This window comes from Streptomyces sp. SUK 48 (assembly GCF_009650765.1).
Taxonomy (GTDB): Bacteria; Actinomycetota; Actinomycetes; order Streptomycetales; family Streptomycetaceae; genus Streptomyces.
Map to the genome: position 1 here is coordinate 6263148 of NZ_CP045740.1, position 20375 is coordinate 6283522.

General features: G+C 72.0%; 19 protein-coding genes and 1 pseudogene. 10 read left to right on the forward strand and 10 right to left on the reverse strand.

Annotation, left to right across the window (positions count from 1 at the left end):
• Positions 1–144: 144 nt before the first annotated feature.
• Complete coding sequence (gene moaA, locus GHR20_RS27710; protein ID WP_153814717.1) at positions 145–1134, forward strand: GTP 3',8-cyclase MoaA; 990 nt, start codon at positions 145–147, stop codon at positions 1132–1134.
• A 10-nt stretch (positions 1135–1144) separates the two neighbouring features.
• On the opposite strand, the gene GHR20_RS27715 is transcribed toward moaA, so the two are convergent.
• Complete coding sequence (locus GHR20_RS27715) at positions 1145–1360, reverse strand: hypothetical protein (RefSeq protein ID WP_111586436.1); 216 nt, start codon at positions 1358–1360, stop codon at positions 1145–1147.
• 208 nt (positions 1361–1568) lie between these two features.
• A complete protein-coding gene (locus GHR20_RS27720; protein WP_243878143.1) occupies positions 1569–1919 on the reverse strand; it encodes a DUF3099 domain-containing protein in 351 nt (116 codons plus the stop codon).
• Positions 1920–2078: 159 nt separating this feature from the next.
• Between GHR20_RS27720 and GHR20_RS27725 the strand changes: the two genes are divergently transcribed.
• Entirely contained in the window at positions 2079–2360 is a 282-nt protein-coding gene (locus tag GHR20_RS27725) for a GlsB/YeaQ/YmgE family stress response membrane protein (protein ID WP_111586438.1), read from the forward strand.
• Positions 2361–2420: 60 nt separating this feature from the next.
• Here the strand turns inward: GHR20_RS27725 and tyrS are convergent, their stop codons facing one another.
• Genes tyrS through GHR20_RS27740 form a run of 3 tightly spaced genes read right to left on the reverse strand, consistent with a single transcriptional unit; the run spans position 2421 to position 6656 of the window.
• Positions 2421–3689 carry a tyrosine--tRNA ligase gene (gene tyrS / locus GHR20_RS27730; RefSeq protein WP_148027211.1) on the reverse strand — a complete coding sequence of 423 codons (1269 nt, stop codon included), beginning with the start codon at positions 3687–3689 and terminating at the stop codon, positions 2421–2423.
• Between the two features lie 55 nt (positions 3690–3744).
• The gene (locus tag GHR20_RS27735) at positions 3745–5136 is read right to left on the reverse strand and encodes a TldD/PmbA family protein (RefSeq protein WP_153814719.1); all 1392 of its coding nucleotides are present in this window, start codon (positions 5134–5136) and stop codon (positions 3745–3747) included.
• Positions 5133–6656: a TldD/PmbA family protein gene (locus GHR20_RS27740; RefSeq protein WP_153814720.1), complete on the reverse strand. Its 1524-nt coding sequence runs from the start codon at positions 6654–6656 to the stop codon at positions 5133–5135. The genes GHR20_RS27735 and GHR20_RS27740 overlap by 4 nt, the downstream gene beginning before the upstream one ends.
• A 251-nt stretch (positions 6657–6907) precedes the next feature.
• Here GHR20_RS27740 and fabG point away from each other — a divergent pair, with 251 nt between their 5' ends.
• The 3 genes from fabG (at position 6908) to GHR20_RS27755 (ending at position 8956) form a co-directional block, all read left to right on the forward strand.
• Positions 6908–7612, forward strand: a complete 705-nt coding sequence (gene fabG / locus GHR20_RS27745) for a 3-oxoacyl-[acyl-carrier-protein] reductase (protein WP_111586442.1) — start codon at positions 6908–6910, stop codon at positions 7610–7612.
• Between the two features lie 5 nt (positions 7613–7617).
• Complete coding sequence (fabI, locus tag GHR20_RS27750) at positions 7618–8385, forward strand: enoyl-ACP reductase FabI (protein ID WP_111586443.1); 768 nt, start codon at positions 7618–7620, stop codon at positions 8383–8385.
• Between the two features lie 223 nt (positions 8386–8608).
• A complete protein-coding gene (locus GHR20_RS27755; protein WP_148027208.1) occupies positions 8609–8956 on the forward strand; it encodes a hypothetical protein in 348 nt (115 codons plus the stop codon).
• Positions 8957–8966: 10 nt separating this feature from the next.
• Here the strand turns inward: GHR20_RS27755 and GHR20_RS27760 are convergent, their stop codons facing one another.
• Positions 8967–9662: a FadR/GntR family transcriptional regulator gene (locus GHR20_RS27760; RefSeq protein WP_153814721.1), complete on the reverse strand. Its 696-nt coding sequence runs from the start codon at positions 9660–9662 to the stop codon at positions 8967–8969.
• Positions 9663–9753: 91 nt separating this feature from the next.
• Here GHR20_RS27760 and GHR20_RS27765 point away from each other — a divergent pair, with 91 nt between their 5' ends.
• The 4 genes from GHR20_RS27765 (at position 9754) to GHR20_RS27775 (ending at position 12276) form a co-directional block, all read left to right on the forward strand.
• A complete protein-coding gene (locus tag GHR20_RS27765) occupies positions 9754–11094 on the forward strand; it encodes a CynX/NimT family MFS transporter (protein ID WP_243878144.1) in 1341 nt (446 codons plus the stop codon).
• Positions 11095–11137: 43 nt separating this feature from the next.
• Positions 11138–11257: an SGM_5486 family transporter-associated protein gene (locus GHR20_RS38175; RefSeq protein ID WP_086806966.1), complete on the forward strand. Its 120-nt coding sequence runs from the start codon at positions 11138–11140 to the stop codon at positions 11255–11257.
• A 215-nt stretch (positions 11258–11472) separates the two neighbouring features.
• On the forward strand, positions 11473–11679 hold the full coding sequence (locus GHR20_RS27770; protein ID WP_153814722.1) for a hypothetical protein: 207 nt from the start codon (positions 11473–11475) through the stop codon (positions 11677–11679).
• A gap of 78 nt (positions 11680–11757) precedes the next feature.
• The gene (locus tag GHR20_RS27775; protein ID WP_111586447.1) at positions 11758–12276 is read left to right on the forward strand and encodes a histidine phosphatase family protein; all 519 of its coding nucleotides are present in this window, start codon (positions 11758–11760) and stop codon (positions 12274–12276) included.
• 23 nt (positions 12277–12299) lie between these two features.
• Here GHR20_RS27775 and serB read toward each other — a convergent pair whose 3' ends face one another.
• Positions 12300–13508, reverse strand: coding sequence for a phosphoserine phosphatase SerB (gene serB, locus GHR20_RS27780; RefSeq protein WP_085564090.1), 1209 nt, complete (start codon positions 13506–13508; stop codon positions 12300–12302).
• Positions 13509–14819: 1311 nt separating this feature from the next.
• On the opposite strand from serB, the gene GHR20_RS27785 reads away from it, so the two are divergent.
• Positions 14820–17402 carry an FHA domain-containing protein gene (locus tag GHR20_RS27785; RefSeq protein WP_153814723.1) on the forward strand — a complete coding sequence of 861 codons (2583 nt, stop codon included), beginning with the start codon at positions 14820–14822 and terminating at the stop codon, positions 17400–17402.
• Between the two features lie 94 nt (positions 17403–17496).
• Here GHR20_RS27785 and GHR20_RS27790 read toward each other — a convergent pair whose 3' ends face one another.
• The 3 genes and pseudogenes from GHR20_RS27790 to GHR20_RS27800 all read right to left on the reverse strand — a co-directional run bounded on the left by GHR20_RS27790 (position 17497) and on the right by GHR20_RS27800 (position 20358).
• Positions 17497–18255 carry a transglycosylase SLT domain-containing protein gene (locus tag GHR20_RS27790; RefSeq protein WP_111586449.1) on the reverse strand — a complete coding sequence of 253 codons (759 nt, stop codon included), beginning with the start codon at positions 18253–18255 and terminating at the stop codon, positions 17497–17499.
• A 320-nt stretch (positions 18256–18575) separates the two neighbouring features.
• Positions 18576–19666: pseudogene (locus GHR20_RS27795) on the reverse strand (S-adenosylmethionine:tRNA ribosyltransferase-isomerase).
• Entirely contained in the window at positions 19663–20358 is a 696-nt protein-coding gene (locus tag GHR20_RS27800) for an SDR family NAD(P)-dependent oxidoreductase (protein WP_148027204.1), read from the reverse strand. The pseudogene GHR20_RS27795 and the gene GHR20_RS27800 overlap by 4 nt, the downstream one beginning before the upstream one ends.
• Between the last annotated feature and the right edge of the window lie 17 nt (positions 20359–20375).

Below are 20375 nucleotides of genomic sequence, written 5' to 3' on the forward strand. Positions count from 1 at the left end.
GGTCCTACGACGCGACCGCCTGTACGGTCCTACGACGCGACCGCCGGACACCTCGTTCGATCGGGCCGGTGCCGCTGTCAGTGGTGTCACGTAGGCTCGCAGATGACACGGAAACAACACCGATGATCGAGGGAGGGGGCCCACGTGCTCATCGACACGTACGGCCGCGTGGCCACCGACCTGAGGGTCTCGCTGACCGACCGGTGCAATCTGCGCTGTACGTACTGCATGCCTGAGGAGGGCCTGCAGTGGCTGGCGAAGCCCCAGCTGCTCACGGACGACGAGATCGTCCGCCTCATCGACATCGCGGTGCGCCTGCTCGGCGTCGAGGAGGTCCGCTTCACGGGCGGCGAACCTCTGCTGCGCCCCGGCCTGGTCGGCATCGTCGAGCGCGTCGCGGCCCTCGGCCCGCGCCCGCGGATGTCCCTCACCACCAACGGCATCGGCCTCGGCCGCACCGCCGCCGCCCTGAAAACGGCGGGCCTGGACCGGGTCAATGTCTCCCTGGACACCCTGCGCCCCGACGTCTTCAAGACCCTCACCCGCCGCGACCGCCACAAGGACGTCCTCGAAGGGCTCCTCGCCGCCCGCGCGGCCGGCCTCACCCCCGTCAAGGTCAACACCGTCCTGATGCCGGGGCTCAATGAGGACGAGGCCCCCGACCTGCTGGCCTGGGCCATCGAGCACGACTACGAGCTGCGGTTCATCGAGCAGATGCCCCTGGACCCCCAGCACGGCTGGAAGCGCGAGGGCATGGTCACCGCCGGCGACATCCTCGCCTCCCTGCGCACCCGCTTCGACCTCGCCCCCGAGGACGCCGGCGAGCGCGGCTCGGCACCGGCGGAGCGCTGGCTGGTGGACGGCGGCCCGTACCGGGTCGGGGTGATCGCCTCGGTCACCCGCCCGTTCTGCGCGGCCTGCGACCGCACCCGGCTGACCGCCGACGGCCAGATACGCACCTGTCTGTTCGCCACCGAGGAGACCGATCTGCGCGGCGCCCTGCGCTCGGGCGCGCCCGACGAGGAGATCGCCCGGCTGTGGCGGGTGGCGATGTGGGGCAAGAAGGCGGGCGCGGGCCTGGACGACCCGTCCTTCATCCAGCCGGACCGTCCGATGTCGGCGATCGGCGGCTGAGCGGAGCGCCTCAACTCCCGCTCGGCTCCCACTCGTCGAACCGGACGACGTCCTTCAGGAACCCCCGCGCGCCCAGGAACGCCGACAGATGCTCGCGGTGCTCCTCGCAGGCGAGCCAGGTCTTGCGCCGCTCCGGCGTGTGGATCTTCGGGTTGTTCCAGGCCAGCACCCACACGGCGGCGGCGCGGCAGCCCTTGGCGGAGCAGATGGGGGTCTCGTCACTCACAGATGCGTCTCACCAGATCGGGTGCAGAACGAGGCGACGCCGAGCAGCCACGGGGGGAGCTGCCCGGCGTCGGTCCGTCGCTCCGACGGGGGATGCGGAGCGCTTACGCAGTATGTCACGGCCGACCCGTCGCCCGGCACCGGAACTGCGTGATTGATTCTGAGCTTTTCTTGAGCATGAAATGCGACCGGCGTCCGCTTCCTTCGCGTCAGCCCTGATCACACGGGGGCTGCTCGTCCTCGCCGCGCGGCGCCCCGATCACCGGGCGCGTCGGCGCGGTGACGAACGTCGAGGGCAGGGAGGGCGGCCGCTCACGGCCCGCGTTCGCGATCACCACCGCGATATAGGGCAGGATCGCGCCGGCCACCAACGCCACGACGGCGAAGGGCCGTTCGACGTTCCACAAGGTGGCCGCCAGGATCACCGCCAGCGTACGGATCAGCATCGAGATGACGTACCGCCGCTGCCGTCCGCGCACGTCCTCGGCGAGACCGGTCCGGGCGCCGGTGATCCGGAACACCTGGCCGCCGTCGCCGTGCTGCTTCCGCGTCGCCTTCACGCGTCTTACGGTACGCCGCGCGCGCCCGGCCGACGAGACCGGGTCGCCCGCTGCCTGCGGCGACACCCTCGGCCGTACGGCGGCACCCGACATGCGCCCCAGGGTGCCCCGGCCGACACTGACCGTAAAGCTCACGTCGATCCGGACGAGGAGGCAGCCATGGGCTGGTTGTGGGCGATCATCGTGGGATTCGTGCTGGGCGTGATCGCCAAGGCGGTCATCCCGGGCAAGCAGCACAGCCCCCTCTGGCTGACCACCCTCTGCGGCATCCTGGGCGCCATCGCGGGCAACGCGATCGCCGCCGCGCTGCACGTCCGCGAGACCCGGGGCATCGACTGGAGCCGGCACATCTTCCAGCTGGTGGCCGCGATCATCATCGTCGCCGTGGTCGACTCGCTCTACATGGCGACGCTGGGCAAGCGCAAACGCGAGCGGATCTGAGGACGCCGGCCCCTCCGATCACCTCGGTGCGGGGCACCCACCGGGGTGCCCCGCACCGCGCTAACCGGCGACGACCTCCACCGCCGCCAGATTCCGCTTCCCGCGCCGCAGCACCAGCCACCGCCCGTCCAGCAGCTCTTCCGGCGAGGCCACCGCGTCCTCGGAGGTCACCTTGACGTTGTTCACGTAGGCGCCCCCCTCCTTCACGGTCCTGCGCGCCGCGGACTTGCTCGCGACCAGCCCCACCTCGGCGAACAGGTCCACCACGGACCCCAGCTCGGCGACCTGGATGTGCGGCACCTCGGACAGCGCCGAGGCCAGCGTCCGGCCGTCCAGCTCCGCCAGCTCGCCCTGCCCGAACAGCGCCTTCGACGCGGCGATCACCGCGGCGGTCTGCCCGGCCCCGTGCACCAGCGTGGTCAGCTCCTCGGCCAGGGCCCGCTGCGCCGCCCGCGCCTGCGGCCGCTCCTCGGTCAGCCGCTCCAGCTCCTCGATCTCCTCGTGAGACCTGAAGCTGAAGATGCGCAGGAACCCCGCGACATCACGGTCGTCCGCGTTGATCCAGAACTGGTAGAACGCGTACGGCGTGGTCATCTCGGGGTCGAGCCAGACCGTGCCGGACTCGGTCTTGCCGAACTTCGTGCCGTCCGCCTTGGTGATCAGCGGGGTGCCCAGCGCGTGCACCACGGCGTCCGGCTCGACCCGGTGGATCAGGTCGGTGCCGGAGGTGAGGTTGCCCCACTGGTCGCTGCCGCCGGTCTGCAGCGTGCAGCCGTACCGCCGGTACAGCTCCAGGAAGTCCATGCCCTGGAGGATCTGGTAGCTGAACTCGGTGTAGCTGATGCCCGCGTCGGAGTTGAGCCGCCGGGAGACGGCCTCCTTGGCGATCATCTTGTTGACCCGGAAGTGCTTGCCGATGTCCCGCAGGAACTCGATCGCCGACAGGCCCTGGGTCCAGTCCAGGTTGTTGACCATCACCGCGGCGTTCGGACCGTCGAAGTCCAGCAGCGGCGCGATCTGGCCGCGCAGCCGCTCGACCCACTCGGCGACGGTCTCCGGCGCGTTCAGCGTGCGCTCGGCGGTCGGCTTGGGGTCGCCGATCAGACCGGTCGCGCCCCCGACCAGGCCCAGCGGGCGGTGCCCCGCCTGCTGGATACGGCGCATCGTGAGGATCTGCACGAGGTTGCCCAGGTGCAGACTGGGCGCGGTCGGGTCGAAGCCGCAATAGAACGTGACGGGACCGTCCGCGAACGCCTTGCGCAATGCGTCCTCGTCCGTGGAGAGGGCGATGAGCCCGCGCCACTTCAGTTCGTCGACGATGTCCGTCACGGTTCTCGTGTCTCCTTGAAGATCCTCGGCGGTCGGGTGACAGCCGACTACGAGGTTATACGCCCTGGCTGACAGAACTCATGTTGAAATCGGGGACCCGCAGCGGCGGCATCGCGGCCCTGGTGAACCAGTCGCCCCATTCGCGCGGCAGCGTCTTCTCCGTGCGGCCCGCCTCGGTCGTGCGCCGCAGCAGCTCCACCGGCGACTCGTTGAACCGGAAGTTGTTCACCTGCCCGGTCACCTCGCCGTTCTCCACCAGGTAGACCCCGTCCCGGGTCAGGCCGGTGAGCAGCAGCGTCGCCGGGTCGACCTCGCGGATGTACCACAGGCAGGTCAGCAGCAGCCCGCGCTCGGTGTCCGCGACCATCTCGTCCAGGGAGCGGTCGCCGCCGTCCAGGACCAGGTTGTCCGCGGCCGGGGTGACCGGCAGCCCGGTCAGGGCGGCGCTGTGCCGGGTCGTCGTCAGGTTCCGCAGGGTGCCCCGCTCGATCCAGTCGGTGGCCGGCGCCGCGAGACCGTTGTCGAACACCGACCGGTCGCCGTTCGAGGAGTGGGCGATCACGAAGGGCGCGCACTCCAGGCCGGGCTCGTCCGGGTCGCTGCGCAGGGTCAGGGGCAGCTCGGAGAGCCGTTCGCCGGCCCGGGTGCCGCCGCCGGGCCGGGAGAAGACCGTACGGCCCTCCGCCGCGTCCCGGCCCGAGGCCGACCACAGCTGGTAGATGAGCAGGTCCGCCACCGCGGTCGGCGGCAGCAGCGTCTCGTAGCGGCCCGCGGGCAGTTCCACGCGCCGCTCCGCCCAGCCCAGGCGCACGGCCAGCTCCGCGTCCAGGGCGGCCGGGTCGACGTCCTTGAAGTCCCGGGTGGAGCGTCCGGCCCACGCGGAGCGGGTGCGGTCCGGCGACTTGGCGTTCAGCTCCAGGGTGCCGGTCGGCTGGTCGTGCCGCAGCCGCAGCCCGGTGGAGCTGCCCAGGTACGTCGAGACCATCTCGTGGTTGGCGAAGCCGTACAGCTCCCGGCCGCCGGCCCGGGCGCGGGCGAACGCCTCGCCGAGCGCCGGGGCGAAGTCGGCGAACACCGCGGAGGAGGTCTCGGCGGGCGCGTCCGTGAAGTCGGGGGCCGCGGCCACGTCCGAGACCAGCGGCTGCGCGTCCTCGGCGGGACCCGCCCCGCGCGCGGCGGCCTCGGCGGCCCGCACCAGCGGCTCCAGCTCGTCGGCCGTCACCGCCGACCGGGAGACGACACCGGAGGCCGTGCCCTGCCGGCCGTCCACGGTCGCGATCACCGTGAGGCTGCGGCCCCGGGTCACGCCGTTCGTGGTGAGCGCGTTGCCCGCCCAGCGCAGATTGGCGGTGGACGTCTCGTCGGCGATGACGAGGCAGCCGTCCGCCCGGGACAGCGCGAGAGCCTGTTCGACGATCTCGTGCGGCTTGTTGCTACGGGCGCTCATCGACCGGCCTCCTGCGTGGTGTTCAGAATGTTTACGCCCCGGAAGAGGGCGGAGGGGCAACCGTGGGAGACGGCGGCGACCTGCCCCGGCTGGGCCTTGCCGCAGTTGAAGGCGCCGCCCAGGACGTACGTCCCGGGCCCGCCGACCGCGGCCATCGAACCCCAGAAGTCGGTCGTGGTGGCCTGGTAGGCGACGTCCTTGAGCTGCCCGGCGAGCCGCCCGTTCTCGATCCGGAAGAAGCGCTGCCCGGTGAACTGGAAGTTGTAGCGCTGCATGTCGATCGACCACGAGCGGTCCCCGACCACGTAGATGCCCCGCTCCACGCCCCCGATCAGATCCTCGGTGGACAGCCCCGCGGGGTCAGGGCGCAGCGACACGTTGGCCATGCGCTGCACCGGCACATGGGCGGGGGAGTCGGCGTACGCGCACCCGTTGGACCGCTCGAACCCGGTCAGCCGGGCGATCCTGCGGTCCAGCTGGTAGCCGACCAGCGTGCCGTTCCTCACCAGGTCCCAGGACTGCGCCTCGACGCCCTCGTCGTCGTACCCGATGGTGGCCAGGCCGTGCTCGGCGGTCCGGTCGCCGGTGACGTTCATCAGCTCGGAGCCGTACCTGAGCTTGCCCAGCTGGTCGAAGGTGGCGAAGGAGGTGCCGGCGTACGCGGCCTCGTAGCCGAGCGCGCGGTCCAGCTCGGTGGCGTGCCCGATGGACTCGTGGATGGTCAGCCACAGGTTGGAGGGGTCGACCACCAGGTCGTACAGGCCCGGGTCCACGCTCGGCGCCCGCATCTTCTCGGCCAGCAGCTCCGGGATCCGCGCCAGCTCGTCCGCCCAGTCCCAGCCGGTCCCGGTCAGGTACTCCCAGCCGCGTCCGGCCGGCGGCGCCAGCGTCCGCATGGAGTCGAACTCCCCGCTGGACCCGTCCACCGACACCGCGGTCAGCTCGGGATGCAGCCGCACCCGCTGCTGGGTCGTGACGGTCCCGGCCGTATCGGCGTAGAACTTGTTCTCGTGCACGGTGAGCAGCGAGGCGTCCACATGGCTCACCCCGTCCGCCGCCAGCAGCCGCGCGCTCCAGTCCGCGAGCAGCGCCGCCTTCTCCTCGGCGGGCACGGTGAACGGATCGATCTCGTACGACGACACCCACGTCCGCTCGGCGTGCACCGGCTCGTCGGCGAGTTCCACCCGCTCGTCCGACCCCGCGGCCTTGATCACCTGCGCGGACAGCTTGGCCATGGCGACCGCCTGGGAGGCGACCCGGGCCGCCGCGTCCAGGGTCAGATCGACCCCGGAGGCGAAGCCCCACGTACCGCCGTGCACGACGCGGACCGCGTACCCGAGGTCGGTGGTGTCCGAGGAACCCGAGGGCCGGGCGTCGCGCAGCCGCAGCGCCGCGCTGCGCACCCGCTCGAAGCGGAAGTCCGCGTGCTCGGCCCCGAGCGAACGCGCGCGGGCGAGCGCGGCGTCGGCGAGCGACCTGAGCGGAAGCGCCGTGAAGGCTTCGTCGATGGAATGGGGCACGGAGGTCTCCCTGCTGTCGTGGCCTGTGAGCTCCGATCATGGCGCGCGAGCGGCCCCACGAGCCACACCTCTTTCGGACCCGGACCCCGCGATTATGTAGAGACCCGACAGCGACGGTCCCGCGCCACTGTCGGTGCCCGAATGCCCACGGACGCGGCCGTACCGATAGGTTTTCGATGAAGCCGCCTGTCATCCAGGTGTTCGGGCGGGTTGTGGGACCTCTAGCAGACCGCTATCGAAAGGGTGATCCGTTGAGCCGCTCGGTTCTCGTCACCGGAGGAAACCGGGGCATCGGCCTCGCCATCGCCCGCGTTTTCGCCGACGCCGGCGACAAGGTCGCGATCACGTACCGCTCGGGTGAGCCGCCGGAGGGCTTCCTGGCCGTCAAGTGCGACATCACCGACCCCGAGCAGGTGGAGCAGGCGTACAAGGAGATCGAGGACCAGCACGGTCCCGTCGAGGTGCTGGTCGCCAACGCTGGCATCACCAAGGACCAGCTCCTGATGCGCATGTCCGAGGAGGACTTCACCTCGGTCATCGACACCAACCTCACCGGCACCTTCCGCGTCGTCAAGCGTGCCAACCGCGGCATGCTGCGCGCCAAGAAGGGCCGCGTCGTCCTGATCTCCTCCGTGGTCGGCCTGCTCGGCTCGGCGGGACAGGCGAACTACGCCGCCTCCAAGGCCGCCCTGGTGGGCTTCGCGCGCTCGCTCGCCCGTGAGCTGGGCTCGCGCAACATTACCTTCAACGTCGTCGCGCCCGGTTTCGTCGACACCGACATGACCAAGGTGCTCAGCGACGAGCAGCGCCAGGGCATCGTGTCGCAGGTGCCGCTCGGCCGGTACGCGCGGCCGGAGGAGATCGCCGCGGCGGTCCGGTTCCTCGCGTCGGACGACGCCTCGTACATCACTGGAGCCGTCATCCCCGTTGACGGCGGACTGGGAATGGGTCACTGATCACCATGAGTGGAATCCTCGAGGGCAAGCGCATCCTGATCACCGGTGTGCTGATGGAGTCCTCCATCGCCTTCCACGCCGCGAAGCAGGCCCAGGAGCAGGGCGCCGAGATCATCCTGACCGCCTTCCCGCGGCCCACGCTGACCGAGCGCATCGCCAAGAAGCTGCCGAAGCCGGCCAAGGTCATCGAGCTGGACGTGACCAACGAGGAGCACCTCGCGCGCCTGGCCGACCTCGTCGGCGAGGAGCTGGGCGGCCTGGACGGCGTCGTGCACTCCATCGGCTTCGCGCCGCAGGACGCGCTCGGCGGCAACTTCCTGAACACGCCGTTCGAGTCCGTGGCCACCGCCATGCACGTCTCGGCGTTCTCCCTGAAGTCGCTCACCATGGCCTGCCTGCCGCTGATGCAGAACGGCGGCTCGGTCGTCGGCCTCACCTTCGACGCGCAGTTCGCCTGGCCGCAGTACGACTGGATGGGCCCGGCCAAGGCCGCCCTGGAGGCGACCAGCCGCTACATGGCACGCGACCTGGGCAAGCAGAACATCCGCTGCAACCTCATCTCCGCGGGCCCGATCGGCTCCATGGCCGCCAAGTCCATCCCGGGCTTCGGCGACCTGGCCGCCGTGTGGGACAGCCGCTCCCCGCTGGAGTGGGACCTGAAGGACCCGGAGCCGGCCGGAAAGGGCGTCGTCGCCCTGCTCAGCGACTGGTTCCCGAAGACCACCGGCGAGATCATCCACGTGGACGGCGGTCTGCACGCGATCGGCGCCTGAGCGCTCACGCCAGGCCGAAACCCGCCGCACGGCGGGACGGCGCAGGGCCCGCACCCCACAACGGGGGCGGGCCTTCGCCGTCACCGGTGCCCTCCGGTGGCGCCTGGCGCCCTCACCCGTTCGGCTCACCGGTCGGGCGGCCCACCCGGCGCGCGGCGCACCCTGAAGAGGCGCGCGGTCATCCGGCGCATCCCTCCGCAGCCCGGCCGAGGAGGTCCCCCTTGTGCGCCTGTCCCGCTGCCTGGCCCCGCTGACCCTGGCCGCCGCCCTCGCGCTCGCCCTGCCGTACGACGCGACGCCCCACGCGCACGCGAACGCGGTCCCGCCCGCGCCGAGCCTGTTCGGGGCCGCCTGCCGGACCGCGGTGAACGGCTCCCATGTGGTCGCCTACTGCCACAACCCCTATGTCGACACCGACCGGGTGCGCCTGCACATCGAGTGCGCCCGCTGGTGGGACATCGACACCGACAGCGCGCCGGTGGACGCCGGGCCCGCCCTGACGGTACGGCTCACCGGGCGCTGCTGGAAGGAGGTCGGCTCGGCGTGGATCAGCCACCAGAAGGTGCGCTGAGACCGGGCCGTCAGCCGATGCCGATGCCGATGCCGGGCCGTCCCGGACGGCACTGGAAGGGATAGCTCGCCGCCTCCCTGGCCGCCGCCTCGGTGTCGCCCGTGCGGATCGCGTCCACCAGGCGGGTGTGGTCCATGTGCGCCTCCGGGGTCAGCTCGGCGCCGACGTCCGCGCGCAGCGCGTCCCGCAGCAGCTCGCCCAGGTCGGCGTACATCGCCGTCATGACCTCGTTGTGGGACGCGGCCACCACGGCCAGGTGGAAGGTGGCGTCCGCGGCCACGAAGGACTCCGCCTCGCCGCTCTCCCACGCCTCCTCGCGCCGCAGCAGCAGCGCGTCCAGCTGCTTGAGGTCCTTCTCGGTGCGCCGTTCGGCGGCGAGCTCGGCCGCGGCCGACTCCAGCGTGGCGCGCACCTCGGCGATGTGCCGGGGGTCCGCGTCGGCGAACCGGCGGTGCATCACGCCGGCCAGCTCGCTGGTCGCCACCACATAGGTGCCCGAGCCCTGCCGGATGTCCAGCAGTCCGTTGTGGGCGAGCGCGCGCACGGCCTCGCGGACCGTGTTGCGGGCGACTCCCAGCTGCTCGACCAGCTCGGGCTCGGTCGGGATACGGGAGCCGACCGGCCACTCACCGGTGGCGATCTGGTTGCGCAGTTCGGCGATCACCTGCTCGGAGAGGGCCGAACGGCGCGGGTGGCTCAGAGGCATGGCACACCTTCGCACGAGGGACCGGGGCACGCACGCCCCGGAGGTTCCGGGAATGGACAACCAATCATCCTATGATTCTATGATGGGTCTCATGGCTAGTGAGGAAACAGGGGCAGTGGACACCCGTACGGCGATGTCACCGACCGAACGCGAGACGCCCGCCGCGGCGGGCGTGACCGAGACGAGCCCGCACAAGGGTCCCGCGCGCACGTGGGCGACCCGGCTGGTGGTCGTCGGCATCGTGCTGGCCGCCGTCAACCTCCGCCCGGCCATCACCAGCCTCGGCGCCCTCCTGGAGGAGGTCCGCGACGGGCTCGGCATGAGCGGCAGCGTGGCCGGACTGCTCACCTCCGTGCCCCCGCTGTGCTTCGCCGTCTTCGGCGTGATGGCGCCCCGCCTGGCGCGCCGCTTCGGACCGGCCGCCGTGGTGTGCGCCGGCATGGCCGCCATCTTCACGGGCCTGCTGATACGGCCGTACGCGGGCGGCACCGCCGGATTCCTGGCCGCCAGCGCGCTCGCCCTGATGGGCATCGCCGTCAGCAATGTGCTGATGCCGGTCATCGTCAAGCGCTGGTTCCCCGACCGGGTCGGCTCCATGACCGGCCTGTACTCGATGGTCCTCGCGCTCGGCACCGCCCTGCCGGCCGCGGTCACGGTTCCGCTGACCCACGCCATGGGCGGGAACTGGAAGCCGGGGCTCGCGGTGTGGGCCGTGCTCGCGGCGGCGGCGGTGCTGCCGTGGATACCGCTGGCGCGGGAGGGCCGCAAGGAGTCGGCGGCCGCCGCGCGGCAGACGTCGGCACCGGCCGCGTCGGCCGCGGCGACCACCGGGGAGCAGCCGCCGCTGCGCATCACCCGCAGCCGTACCGCCTGGTCGCTCGCCGTCTTCTTCGGCCTCCAGGCCACCGCCGCCTACATCACCATGGGCTGGATGCCGCAGATCTTCCGGGACGCGGGCGTCTCCGCCGGCACCGCGGGGCTGCTGCTCGCGCTCACGATGGTGATGGGCGTGCCGCTGGCCTTCGTCATCCCGCGGATCGCCACCCGGCTGCCCCACCAGGGCCCGATCGTGCTGGTCCTGGGCGGGTGCGGGCTCGCCGGATACGCCGGGCTGTACCTCGCCCCGGCCGCCGGCGCCTGGGCCTGGGCGCTGCTGCTCGGCATCGCCAACTGCGCCTTCCCGCTCGCGCTGACCATGGTCGGCATGCGCGCCCGCAGCGGTCCCGGTGTGGCCCAGCTGTCCGCGTTCGCGCAGAGCACCGGCTATCTGATCTCCATCCCCGGCCCGCTGCTGGTCGGCGTGCTCTACCAGCACAGCGGCGGCTGGGGACTGCCGATCGCCCTGATGGCGGGCCTCATGCTGCCCCAGATGGCGGTGGGCTTCCTGGCCGGCCGCGACCGCACGGTCGAGGAAGAGGCCGCGGCGCGCTGACCCCCGCGCACCCCCGCCGGGGCGGGGGTGTCAGACTGGGCGCATGCAGCCTGTGCTCGACCCGAATCCGCGAAACGGTCAGAAGAAGATGCTGCTCGTCTTCGGCTCCTTCTTCGCGATCTTCGTCATCATCGCCATCGTCGCGACCATCGCGTCCCCGTGACACCCCCCGCCGCGCGCCCGTGACACCGCCCGGCCAGGCCCCGCCCACCAGGCGTTTCCGGCGGACGGTGGTGCTGGCCCCCCTATCCCCTAGGGGGTAAGGGTCAGGGGTAACTGGGTGGAAAACCTGATGGGTTGGCGGCCTGGGATTCCGTACCTTCGAGTGGTGACCGCAGGGGGCGGTCGCACGAACGCTCAAGGACCACGGAGGCGACCATGCCCGCCCGCACCCACTTCCGGACCCACCCGGCGACCACGGGCGGCGTCGACATGCGGCTGCCCTGGTGGGCCCTCGCGCTGCCCGTGCTCGCCTTCGGCGTCCTGTTCCTGCTGATACTGAACCCCGCGGACGCGCACGCGGCGAACGCGGACCCGGCGATAGCCCACCTCATCGAGCGCGCGCGGCTGCTGCTCACGCGCTGACCGGGAAGCCGCCCCCCTGGTGAATCCGCATGTCAACTCCCTGCGCCCCATGGCCTGTTTCATGCGAAGCTGGGACGCATGAGCGTCGCAGAACCCCGCAGGATCGCCCTTTTCCGGCATGCGAAAGCCGACTGGCCCCAGGTGTCCGATCATGAGCGCCCGCTCGCCGAGCGGGGCCGGATGGACGCGGCCGTCGCCGGGCGCAGGCTGACCGACTCCGGCCTCGCCTTCGACCTGGCCCTGTGTTCCACCGCGACCCGGACCCGCGAGACCTGGAAGCTCGCCGTACACGAACTGGACCACCGGCCGAAGACCGTCTACGAGGAGCGGGTGTACGAGGCGTCCCCGGGCCAGCTGATCGCGCTGCTGAACGAGGTCCCGGACGACGTGGGCACCCTGATCCTCATCGGCCACAACCCCGGGGTCCACGGCCTCGCCGAGATCCTGGCCGGCTCGGCCGACGGGGACGCCCGCGACCGGATGAACCGCCGCGGCTTCCCGGCCGCCGCCTTCGCCGTGCTCTCCTTCGAGGGCTCGTGGAAGGGCCTGGAGCCGGGCGTGGCCACGCTGACGGACTACTGGGCGCCGTCGGAGTGAGGTGACCCCCGCCCGGGGCCGGCTCAGCTCTCGTCGTGGGTGTCGGCCGCCTCGACCTCTTCGCGGGTGATGCCGAGGAGGTAGAGGACCGTGTCGAGGAAGGGGAAGTTCACGGCCGTGTGCGCGGCCTCGCGCACCACGGGCTTGGCGTTGAAGGCGACGCCGAGACCGGCCGCGTTCAGCATGTCGAGGTCGTTGGCGCCGTCACCGATCGCCACCGTCTGCACCAGCGGCACCCCCGCCTCCGCCGCGAACCGGCGCAGCAGCCGCGCCTTGCCCGCGCGGTCCACGATCTCGCCGGTGACCCGGCCGGTCAGCTTGCCGTCGACGATCTCCAGCGTGTTGGCCTGCGCGAAGTCGAGGCCGAGGCGTTCCTTGAGGTCGTCGGTGACCTGGGTGAAGCCGCCGGAGACCACGCCGACCTGGTAGCCGAGCCGCTTCAGGGTGCGGATCAGGGTGCGGGCACCGGGGGTCAGCCGGATCTCGTTGCGCACCTTCTCGACCACGGAGGCGTCGAGGCCGGCCAGCAGGGCGACACGGGCATGCAGCGACTGCTCGAAGTCCAGCTCGCCGCGCATCGCCGCGGCGGTCACCTCGGCGACCTTGTCCTCGCAGCCCGCGTGGGCGGCGAAGAGCTCGATGACCTCGTCCTGGATGAGGGTGGAGTCCACGTCCATGACCACGAGCCGCTGCGCCCGCCGGTGCAGGCCCGCGGAGACGACCGCGATGTCCACGCCGAGCGCCCCGGCGTCCGAGGCGAGGGCGGTGCGCAGGGGCTCGGTCTCCACCCCGGAGACCGCGAACTCCACTGCGGTGACGGGGTACTTGGCGAGCCGGAAGATACGGTCGATGTTGCCGCCGGCCTTCGCGATACGGGCGGCGATGGCGGCCGTCGACTCGGCGGTCAGCGGATGGCCGAGGACGGTCACCAGGGAGCGTCCGAGGCCACGCGGCCGGTTGTCGCCGTGCCCCGAGATGATCTCCGCCTGCATCTTCATCGACTCGGCCCAGCTGTGCACGGTGGCCCGCAGATCACCCTCGATGCCGGCCGGCGGCTGGCTCACCAGCGCGCACAGGACCAGGCGTCCCCGGGTGACGACCTGCTCGATGTCGACCACGTCGACGGAGTACGCGGCGAGGGTGTCGAAGAGTCCGGCCGTGATGCCCGGCCGGTCCTTGCCGAAGATCTTGACGAGGAGAGTGGGGACCTCGGGGGTCTGCGCAGCAGTCATGGTCTCACCACCGTATCCGGCACCGGGTGCCGCCCGCCGCCGCGGTCCGCCTGACGGACACGGAACAATGGGTGGCGTCCCGGCATCAAGGATCTTGCCGACAGCTTCCCCCGGGGCCGTCCGACCGCGACCGAAAGCGCCGGGACGCCCTGCTCCACCCGCGCCCGCCGCCCCGCCGCCAGCACCGCCCCCCGCCCAGCAGCCACTGCCTCCAGCTCGGGGACCTTCCCCGGCCCGGCTATGCCCCCGACCCGGAAGCCGTGCCCCGGCTCGGTTCCGCCCCGTCGGCCCCGGGGGCCAACCCCGTCCCGGATTCGCCCCCGGCCCGGAAGCCGCACGCCGTCCGCACTCGGAAGCCGTGCCCCGGCTCGGTGGTCGCCTCTCGGTCCAAGGGCCCGACCCCGCGCAGAACCACCCCCAGCGTGAAAGCCGCCCCTGATCCGGCATTCGCCCCCGTCTCGGTGCCCGCCCCCCGGCCCGGAAGCTGCACGCCGCCCGCGCTCGGAAGCCGTGCCCCGGCTCGGTGTCCGCCCCTCGGTTCGGTAGCTGTCCCCGCCCCGGATTCGCCTTCGTCTCGGGGCCCGCCCCCGGCCCGGAAGTCGCACACCGTCCGCGCTTGGAAGCCGTGCCCCGGCTCAGTGGCCGCCCCCCGGCCCGGTAGCTATCCCCGCCCTACGGTCCGGAAGCCCCTTGGTTCAGGAGCTGTGCCCGGGCCCGGAGTTGCCCGCAGTTCGGAAGCCGCCTCCGGCTCGGGGGCTGCCCCCAACCCGGAAGCCACGCCCCGCGCCTACCGGTCTCCCGCGCACGGATCGTCGTACCGTGCTGCCTCCCGCTTCCCCCGGGCACCCGCGCCGCCCCCGCCTCCGCCGCTCCGTACACCCAACTCCTCCCGTGCCCACCGCCGTACGCGCTGCTCCCGCCTTCGCCGCCCCCGTACACCCGACTCCTCCCGTGCCCACCGCCGTACGCGCTGCTCCCGCCTTCGCCGCCCCGCACATCCAACTCCTCCCGTGCCCACCGCCGTACGCGCCCCCCCGCCTCCGCCGCCCCGTACACCCAACTCCTCCCGCGCCCACCGCCGTACGCGCCGCCCCGTACACCCAACTCCCTCCGCACCCACCGCTGTACGCGCCGCCCCCACTTATCCCCCCTCGCCTGAATTGCGTTCTCCGCTGGAGCGCCGCACGGCGATTCGCGCAAGGCCCGGGTTTTGGTCAGGGGGGTGGGCCTGAAATAGTTCCCCACGATGTTCGACATCCCTAGACTCCCTGCGACGGGGGAAATTCGGGGGACAACTCAGTGGGGCATGGAGTGCCGGAACTCGTACTGGAAACAAACGGACGTACCTGGACGCTCGACCCGTCCAGGCCATACACCCTCGGCAGAGATCCGCAGGGTGACATCGTGTTCGACGACGCCAGGGTCTCCTGGCGACACGCCACGGTCAGCTTCGACGGCCGCGGTTGGGTCATCGAGGACCACGGCAGCACCAACGGCACCTACCTCCAGGGTCAGCGGATCCAGCGCACGGAGATAGGCCCGGGGACGGCGCTGCACCTCGGCAACGCGACGGACGGACCGCGGCTGGATCTCGCCGGTGCCGCTGCCGGTGCCGCCGTCGGCCAGGCGCAGCAGGCGCCGTACGCCGCGGCTCCCGCGGGGTGGGCCCAGCAGGCGGCCCCCCAGCAGGCACCCGCCCAGCAGCCCGGCTGGCAGCAGGCGCAGCAGGCGCAGCAGACGCCGCAGCCGCCGCAGGCACAGCCGGCCCAGCACGCCCCGCAGCAGGCCGGCTTCCCGCAGCGGCAGGACCCGGGACCCGCCGCCTTCCCGCAGCAGTCCGGACCGGGGGCGCCCGCGCACGGGGACCGCAGCCCGACCACGTTCCATCAGTTCTCCCTCGGCCGCGTCATGCGCATCGGCCGTGCCCTGGAGAACGAGCTGGTCGTCTCCGACCTCCAGGTCTCGCGTCACCACGCCGAGTTCCACTCGACGCCCGACGGCCGCTTCGAGATCCGTGACCTCGGCTCGCACAACGGCACGTACGTCAACGGCCACCCGGTGCCCAAGGGCGGCTCGGTGCAGCTCGGCCCGGCCGACATCGTCGGCGTCGGCCACTCCACCTTCCGTATCGTCGGCGACCGGCTGGAAGAGTTCGTCGACACCGGTGAGGTCTCCTTCTCCGCGCGCCATCTGACCGTCACGGTCGACGGGGGCAAGCAGATCCTCAAGGACGTCTCCTTCGGCGTCCCGGAGAAGTCCCTGATCGCGGTCATCGGCCCGTCCGGCTCCGGCAAGTCCACCCTGCTGAAGGCGCTCACCGGCTACCGGCCCGCCAACCAGGGCGAGGTGCTGTACGACAACCGCAACCTGTACAAGCAGTTCGCGGAGCTGCGCCAGCGCATCGGTCTGGTCCCGCAGGACGACATCCTGCACAAGGAACTCACCGTCAAGAAGGCCCTGAAGTACGCGGCCAAGCTGCGCTTCCCGGCCGACACCACCGGCCAGGAGCGCGACGCCCGCATCGAGGAGGTGCTGCGCGAGCTGAAGCTGGACATCCACAAGGACAAGAAGGTCACGTCCCTGTCCGGCGGTCAGCGCAAGCGCGTCTCGGTGGCGCTGGAACTGCTGACCAAGCCGTCGCTGATCTTCCTGGACGAGCCGACCTCCGGCCTCGACCCGGGCATGGACCGCGATGTCATGCAGCTGCTGCGCGGCCTCGCCGACGACGGCCGTACCGTGCTCGTCGTCACCCACTCGGTGGCCGAGCTGGCGCTGTGCGACAAGCTGCTGGTGATGGCGCCGGGCGGCGCGGTGGCCTACTTCGGCCCGCCGGAGGAGGCGCTGAACTTCTTCGGCTACGACAGCTGGGCCGACGTCTTCTCCGCCTTCGAGAACTACCGCGACTACGACTGGGCGGGCCGCTGGAAGGGCTCGCAGCACTACCAGATGTACGCCGCGGACTTCGACGCCGTCGCCCCGCAGCAGGCGGCGTCCATGCCCCCGGCGGCGGCGGTCAAGCCGCCCAAGCCGCAGGCATGGGGTTCCCAGTTGCTGACCCTGATCCGGCGCTATGTGTCGGTCATCGTCTCCGACAAGGGCTTCCTCGCGCTGACGGTGATCCTGCCCGCGGTCCTCGGCTCGGTCAGCCTGCTGATGAACCACGACCGGGGCCTGCTGGTGAACCCGGCGGTCGACCCGCGCACCGGTCTGCACGTGCCGAACGGCACCGCCACCACCGTGCTGCTGATCCTCTCGGTGGGCGCGTGCTTCGCGGGCGCCGCGAACTCCGTGCGTGAGCTGATCAAGGAACGGGTGATCTACGAGCGGGAGCGGGCGACCGGCCTGTCCCGGTCGGCCTACCTGATGTCCAAGGTGGTCGTGCTCGGCGCCGTCACCGTGCTCCAGGGCCTGCTGGTCGGCCTGATCGGCTTCGCGCCCCGCACGATCCCGGACCGGGGTGTGATCCTCGGCGGTTCGACCCTGTTGGAGCTGTGCCTGCCGATCATGGCGCTGGGCTTCACCTCGATGATGGTCGGTCTGGTGATCTCCTCGCTGGTGAAGACCGCCGAGAAGACCATGCCGCTGCTGGTGATGTTCGCGATCATCCAGGTCGTCTTCACCGGCTGCCTGTTCACCCTGCACGGCACGCTCGGCGTCAACGAGTTCTCGTACCTGATGCCCTCGCGCTGGGCGGTGGCCGCGGCCGGCACCACGCTGGACCTGAACAACATCGCCCCCAACAACGACAACCCGGGCAGCACCGACCCGCTGTGGAACCACACGGCCGGGGCCTGGACCCTGGACATGATCGCGCTGCTCGCGCTCGGCGCGGTCTGCGGCTTCTTCGTGGCCCGCTTCCTGCGCCGCCACGAGCCCGAGGTCATGCGCAAGTAGCGTCCCCGGCACGTCGGCGTCCCGGTACGCCACGAAGGGCGGCACCCCGGTGGGGGTGCCGCCCTTCGGCGTTCGTCAGAGGTCCGCGCCGACCTCAGTACGCGCTGTTGACGTTGTCCATCGAGCCGTAGCGGTGGGCAGCGTAGTTGCAGGCCGCGGTGATGTTGGCGACCGGGTCGTAGATGTTCCACGAGGTGCCGGGCACGTGGTACGTGTTGAAGGTGGGCTGGATCACCTGGAGCAGGCCCTTGGACGGGATGCCGTTGATCGCGTTGATGTCCCAGTTGTTGATGGCCATCGGGTTGCCCGAGGACTCCCGCATGATGTTGCGGTACAGACCGTTGTAGCTGCCCGGGATGCCCTTGGCGTGCATGATGTCCAGGGACTGGCGGATCCAGCCGTCGAGGTTGTTCGCGTAGGTCTTCGCGGCGACGTCCTGCATCTGCGGGCGCTGCGCGGAACGGTTGGCGCTCTGCTTGGCGGCCCGCTCCTGCGCGGCCTTCTTGGCGGCGGCGTCGACGGCGGCCTTCTTCGCGGCGGCGTCGCTGCGCTGCTTGGCGGCGGCCTGGTCGGCGGCCTTCTGCTGCGCGGCGATGGCGTCGAGCTTGACGCTCTGCGCGGCGGCGCGGTCGGTGACCGAGCCCTTGACGTTCGGCAGCGTGGCGTCCTGGGTGGCGACCTTCGCGACCTGCGCGGCGGTGGCCGGGGAGCCGGTGGTGACGGTGTCCGCGTTACCGGGGACGGCCGACAGGGCGATGGCGGCGGTGCCGAGAGCGGCGACACCGGCGACGGCGATCTTGTGCTGCTTGGTCAGGGCCCGATTTCGAGCACGACTGAGGATGTTCTTGGGCATGGCGTAGGACCTCTTCGTTGGCGCGGAGGCCGCTCCTGCGTCCGCCGGGGGAATCGGTTCCTCCCGCACAGAAGCCGCGGGGAGAAACCCGCGGCGCCGAGCGACGAGAGCAATTCTTAGCGGCCGCAAAATGCCCTGGCAAAGGTGTGACGTACGAAGCCCGGTAGTGGATCAGGGAAGGCCAAAACGGGACAGATTGGACCATCTGTCCCGTTCGTGGCGGGGGGTGTATCTCCTATGTCCGTTCGTACGTGATGCAGGCCCTATGTGCGGGCTCACAGGGAACGCAGATCAACCTCACGGCGAGTTGCCATCGCAACTCATTCTGTGAGGGCTCGGCGCGCGGTCTCCTCCCGGAGGAGGAGATGGACGTCCCCGAACTCGTGCCACAGGTAGAGCCCGCGCAGCGCCTCCTCGTACGCACGGTCGACCGCGGCCCGCCCGGCGATGGCCCGCAGCATCAGCAGATGCGACGCCTCCGGCTCGTGCAGCCCGGTCAGCAGCCCGTCCACCACCCGCACCCCGCGCCCGGGCGTGACCACCAGGTCCGTCCACCCCTTGCCCGCCCGCACGATGCCGTCCGCCCCGCGGCCGACTCCACCGCCCGTACGACCGTCGTACCCACCGCGATCACCCGGCCCGCCCCGGCCGCCACCGCGTTGATCGCCCGCGCCGACGCCCGAGGCACCGAGAACCACTCCGGGTACGGCGGCTCGTGCGCCTCCGCCGACGCCACCCCCGTATGCAGGGTGACCCGCGCGAGGCCCACGCCCCGGCGCGCCAGCTCCGCCACCACCCGCTCGGTGAAGGGCCGCCCCGCGCTCGGCATCTCCGCGCTGCCCGTGCCGTCGGGGGAGGGGACGGAGAACAGGGTCTGGTACGCCGACAGCGGCTGATCGCGCGTCGTATAGGAGTACCGGATCGGCCGCCCGTGCTCCCGCAGCAGCCCCGGCACGGCCCCGCCCTCGACCCGCGCCCACCACAGCCTCTCCCGGTGCCCGCCCGCGGGCGCCCGCCCGCCCACCGGCTCCGCCAGCACCAGCCGGACCCCGCCGGCCAGCCGCACCTCTGTACCCGCGCGGGTGCCCGCCCGCGCGCGTGTGGTGCCCCGGCCGTCCGGCTCCCGCGGTTCCACCGCCCAGCGGCCGTCGTCGCCGCGGGTCGAGAAGTGCACCACCACCGGCGCGTCCCCGATCCGGCCGTCCACCGCCGCGGCCAGCGTCGGGGAGGTGTTCACCACCAGCAGGTCCCCGGCCCGCAGCAGCCCCGGCAGCTCGCGGAACGCGTGGTGCGTCACCCGGGTGCCGTGGGACACGAGGAGCCGTACGTCGTCCCGGGCCCGCCCCGGACCGCGCTGCTCGGCCGGCACCCGCGCGGACCGTTCCTCCGGCACCCGCACGATCGTGCTCATCGGCCCGCCACGAGCGCCGGCGCCGCGTACCGCCCGCTCGCCGGGCGCTCGTCCAGCAGCCGCAGGAACGCGGGGACGACGGTGTCCGGCGCCGGCCGCTCGTCCCGGTCGTCGGGTACCGCCGCCGCGTACAGGTCGGTCGCCATGTCCCCGGGGTCCACCGCCCACACCCGCAGCCCCGGCTCCTCCACGGCGAGCACCGCCGCCAGCTGGTCCAGGGCCGCCTTCGAGGCGCCGTAACCGCCCCAGGTCGCGTACGCCTGGGCCGCCGCGTCCGAGCCGACCGCGATCACCGTGCCCGCGGCCGCCGCCCGCAGCAGCGGCAGCGCCTCCTGCACGAGACCCAGCGCGGCGGTGACGTTCACCTCCAGCGCCCGCCGCAGCCCGGCCAGCGGCAGCCGGTCCAGCCGTACCAGCGGCTCGGCGCCCAGCGCGCTCGCGTTGCCCACCAGCAGATCGAGGCCGCCCAGCGCCCGGGCGGCGGCCACCAGCGCGGCCCGGTGCCCGGCGTCCGTGACGTCCCCGGGCAGCGCCGACACCCGGGTGCCGTACCGGCCGGCCGCCGCCGCGGCCTCCGCCAGCGCCGCCTCGCCCCGCGCGTCCAGCACCAGGTCCCAGCCGCGCGCCGCCAGTGCCTCGGCGAGCGCCCGCCCCAGCCCCTTGGAGGCGCCCGTGATGATCCCTACCGGCATGACTACCGTCCCCTCGT

Excerpts from the sequence above, each read along its gene's own strand:
- GHR20_RS38175 (WP_086806966.1), top strand. The coding sequence starts at position 11,138 with ATGCAGCCTGTGCTCGACCCGAATCCGCGAAACGGTCAGAAGAAGATG.
- GHR20_RS27735 (WP_153814719.1), bottom strand. The coding sequence starts at position 5,136 with ATGAGCGCCCGTAGCAACAAGCCGCACGAGATCGTCGAACAGGCTCTC.
- GHR20_RS27790 (WP_111586449.1), bottom strand. The coding sequence starts at position 18,255 with ATGCCCAAGAACATCCTCAGTCGTGCTCGAAATCGGGCCCTGACCAAG.
- GHR20_RS27775 (WP_111586447.1), top strand. The coding sequence starts at position 11,758 with ATGAGCGTCGCAGAACCCCGCAGGATCGCCCTTTTCCGGCATGCGAAA.
- GHR20_RS27765 (WP_243878144.1), top strand. The coding sequence starts at position 9,754 with ATGGCTAGTGAGGAAACAGGGGCAGTGGACACCCGTACGGCGATGTCA.
- GHR20_RS27800 (WP_148027204.1), bottom strand. The coding sequence starts at position 20,358 with ATGCCGGTAGGGATCATCACGGGCGCCTCCAAGGGGCTGGGGCGGGCG.
- GHR20_RS27725 (WP_111586438.1), top strand. The coding sequence starts at position 2,079 with ATGGGCTGGTTGTGGGCGATCATCGTGGGATTCGTGCTGGGCGTGATC.
- serB (WP_085564090.1), bottom strand. The coding sequence starts at position 13,508 with ATGACTGCTGCGCAGACCCCCGAGGTCCCCACTCTCCTCGTCAAGATC.
- fabI (WP_111586443.1), top strand. The coding sequence starts at position 7,618 with ATGAGTGGAATCCTCGAGGGCAAGCGCATCCTGATCACCGGTGTGCTG.
- GHR20_RS27770 (WP_153814722.1), top strand. The coding sequence starts at position 11,473 with ATGCCCGCCCGCACCCACTTCCGGACCCACCCGGCGACCACGGGCGGC.
- GHR20_RS27760 (WP_153814721.1), bottom strand. The coding sequence starts at position 9,662 with ATGCCTCTGAGCCACCCGCGCCGTTCGGCCCTCTCCGAGCAGGTGATC.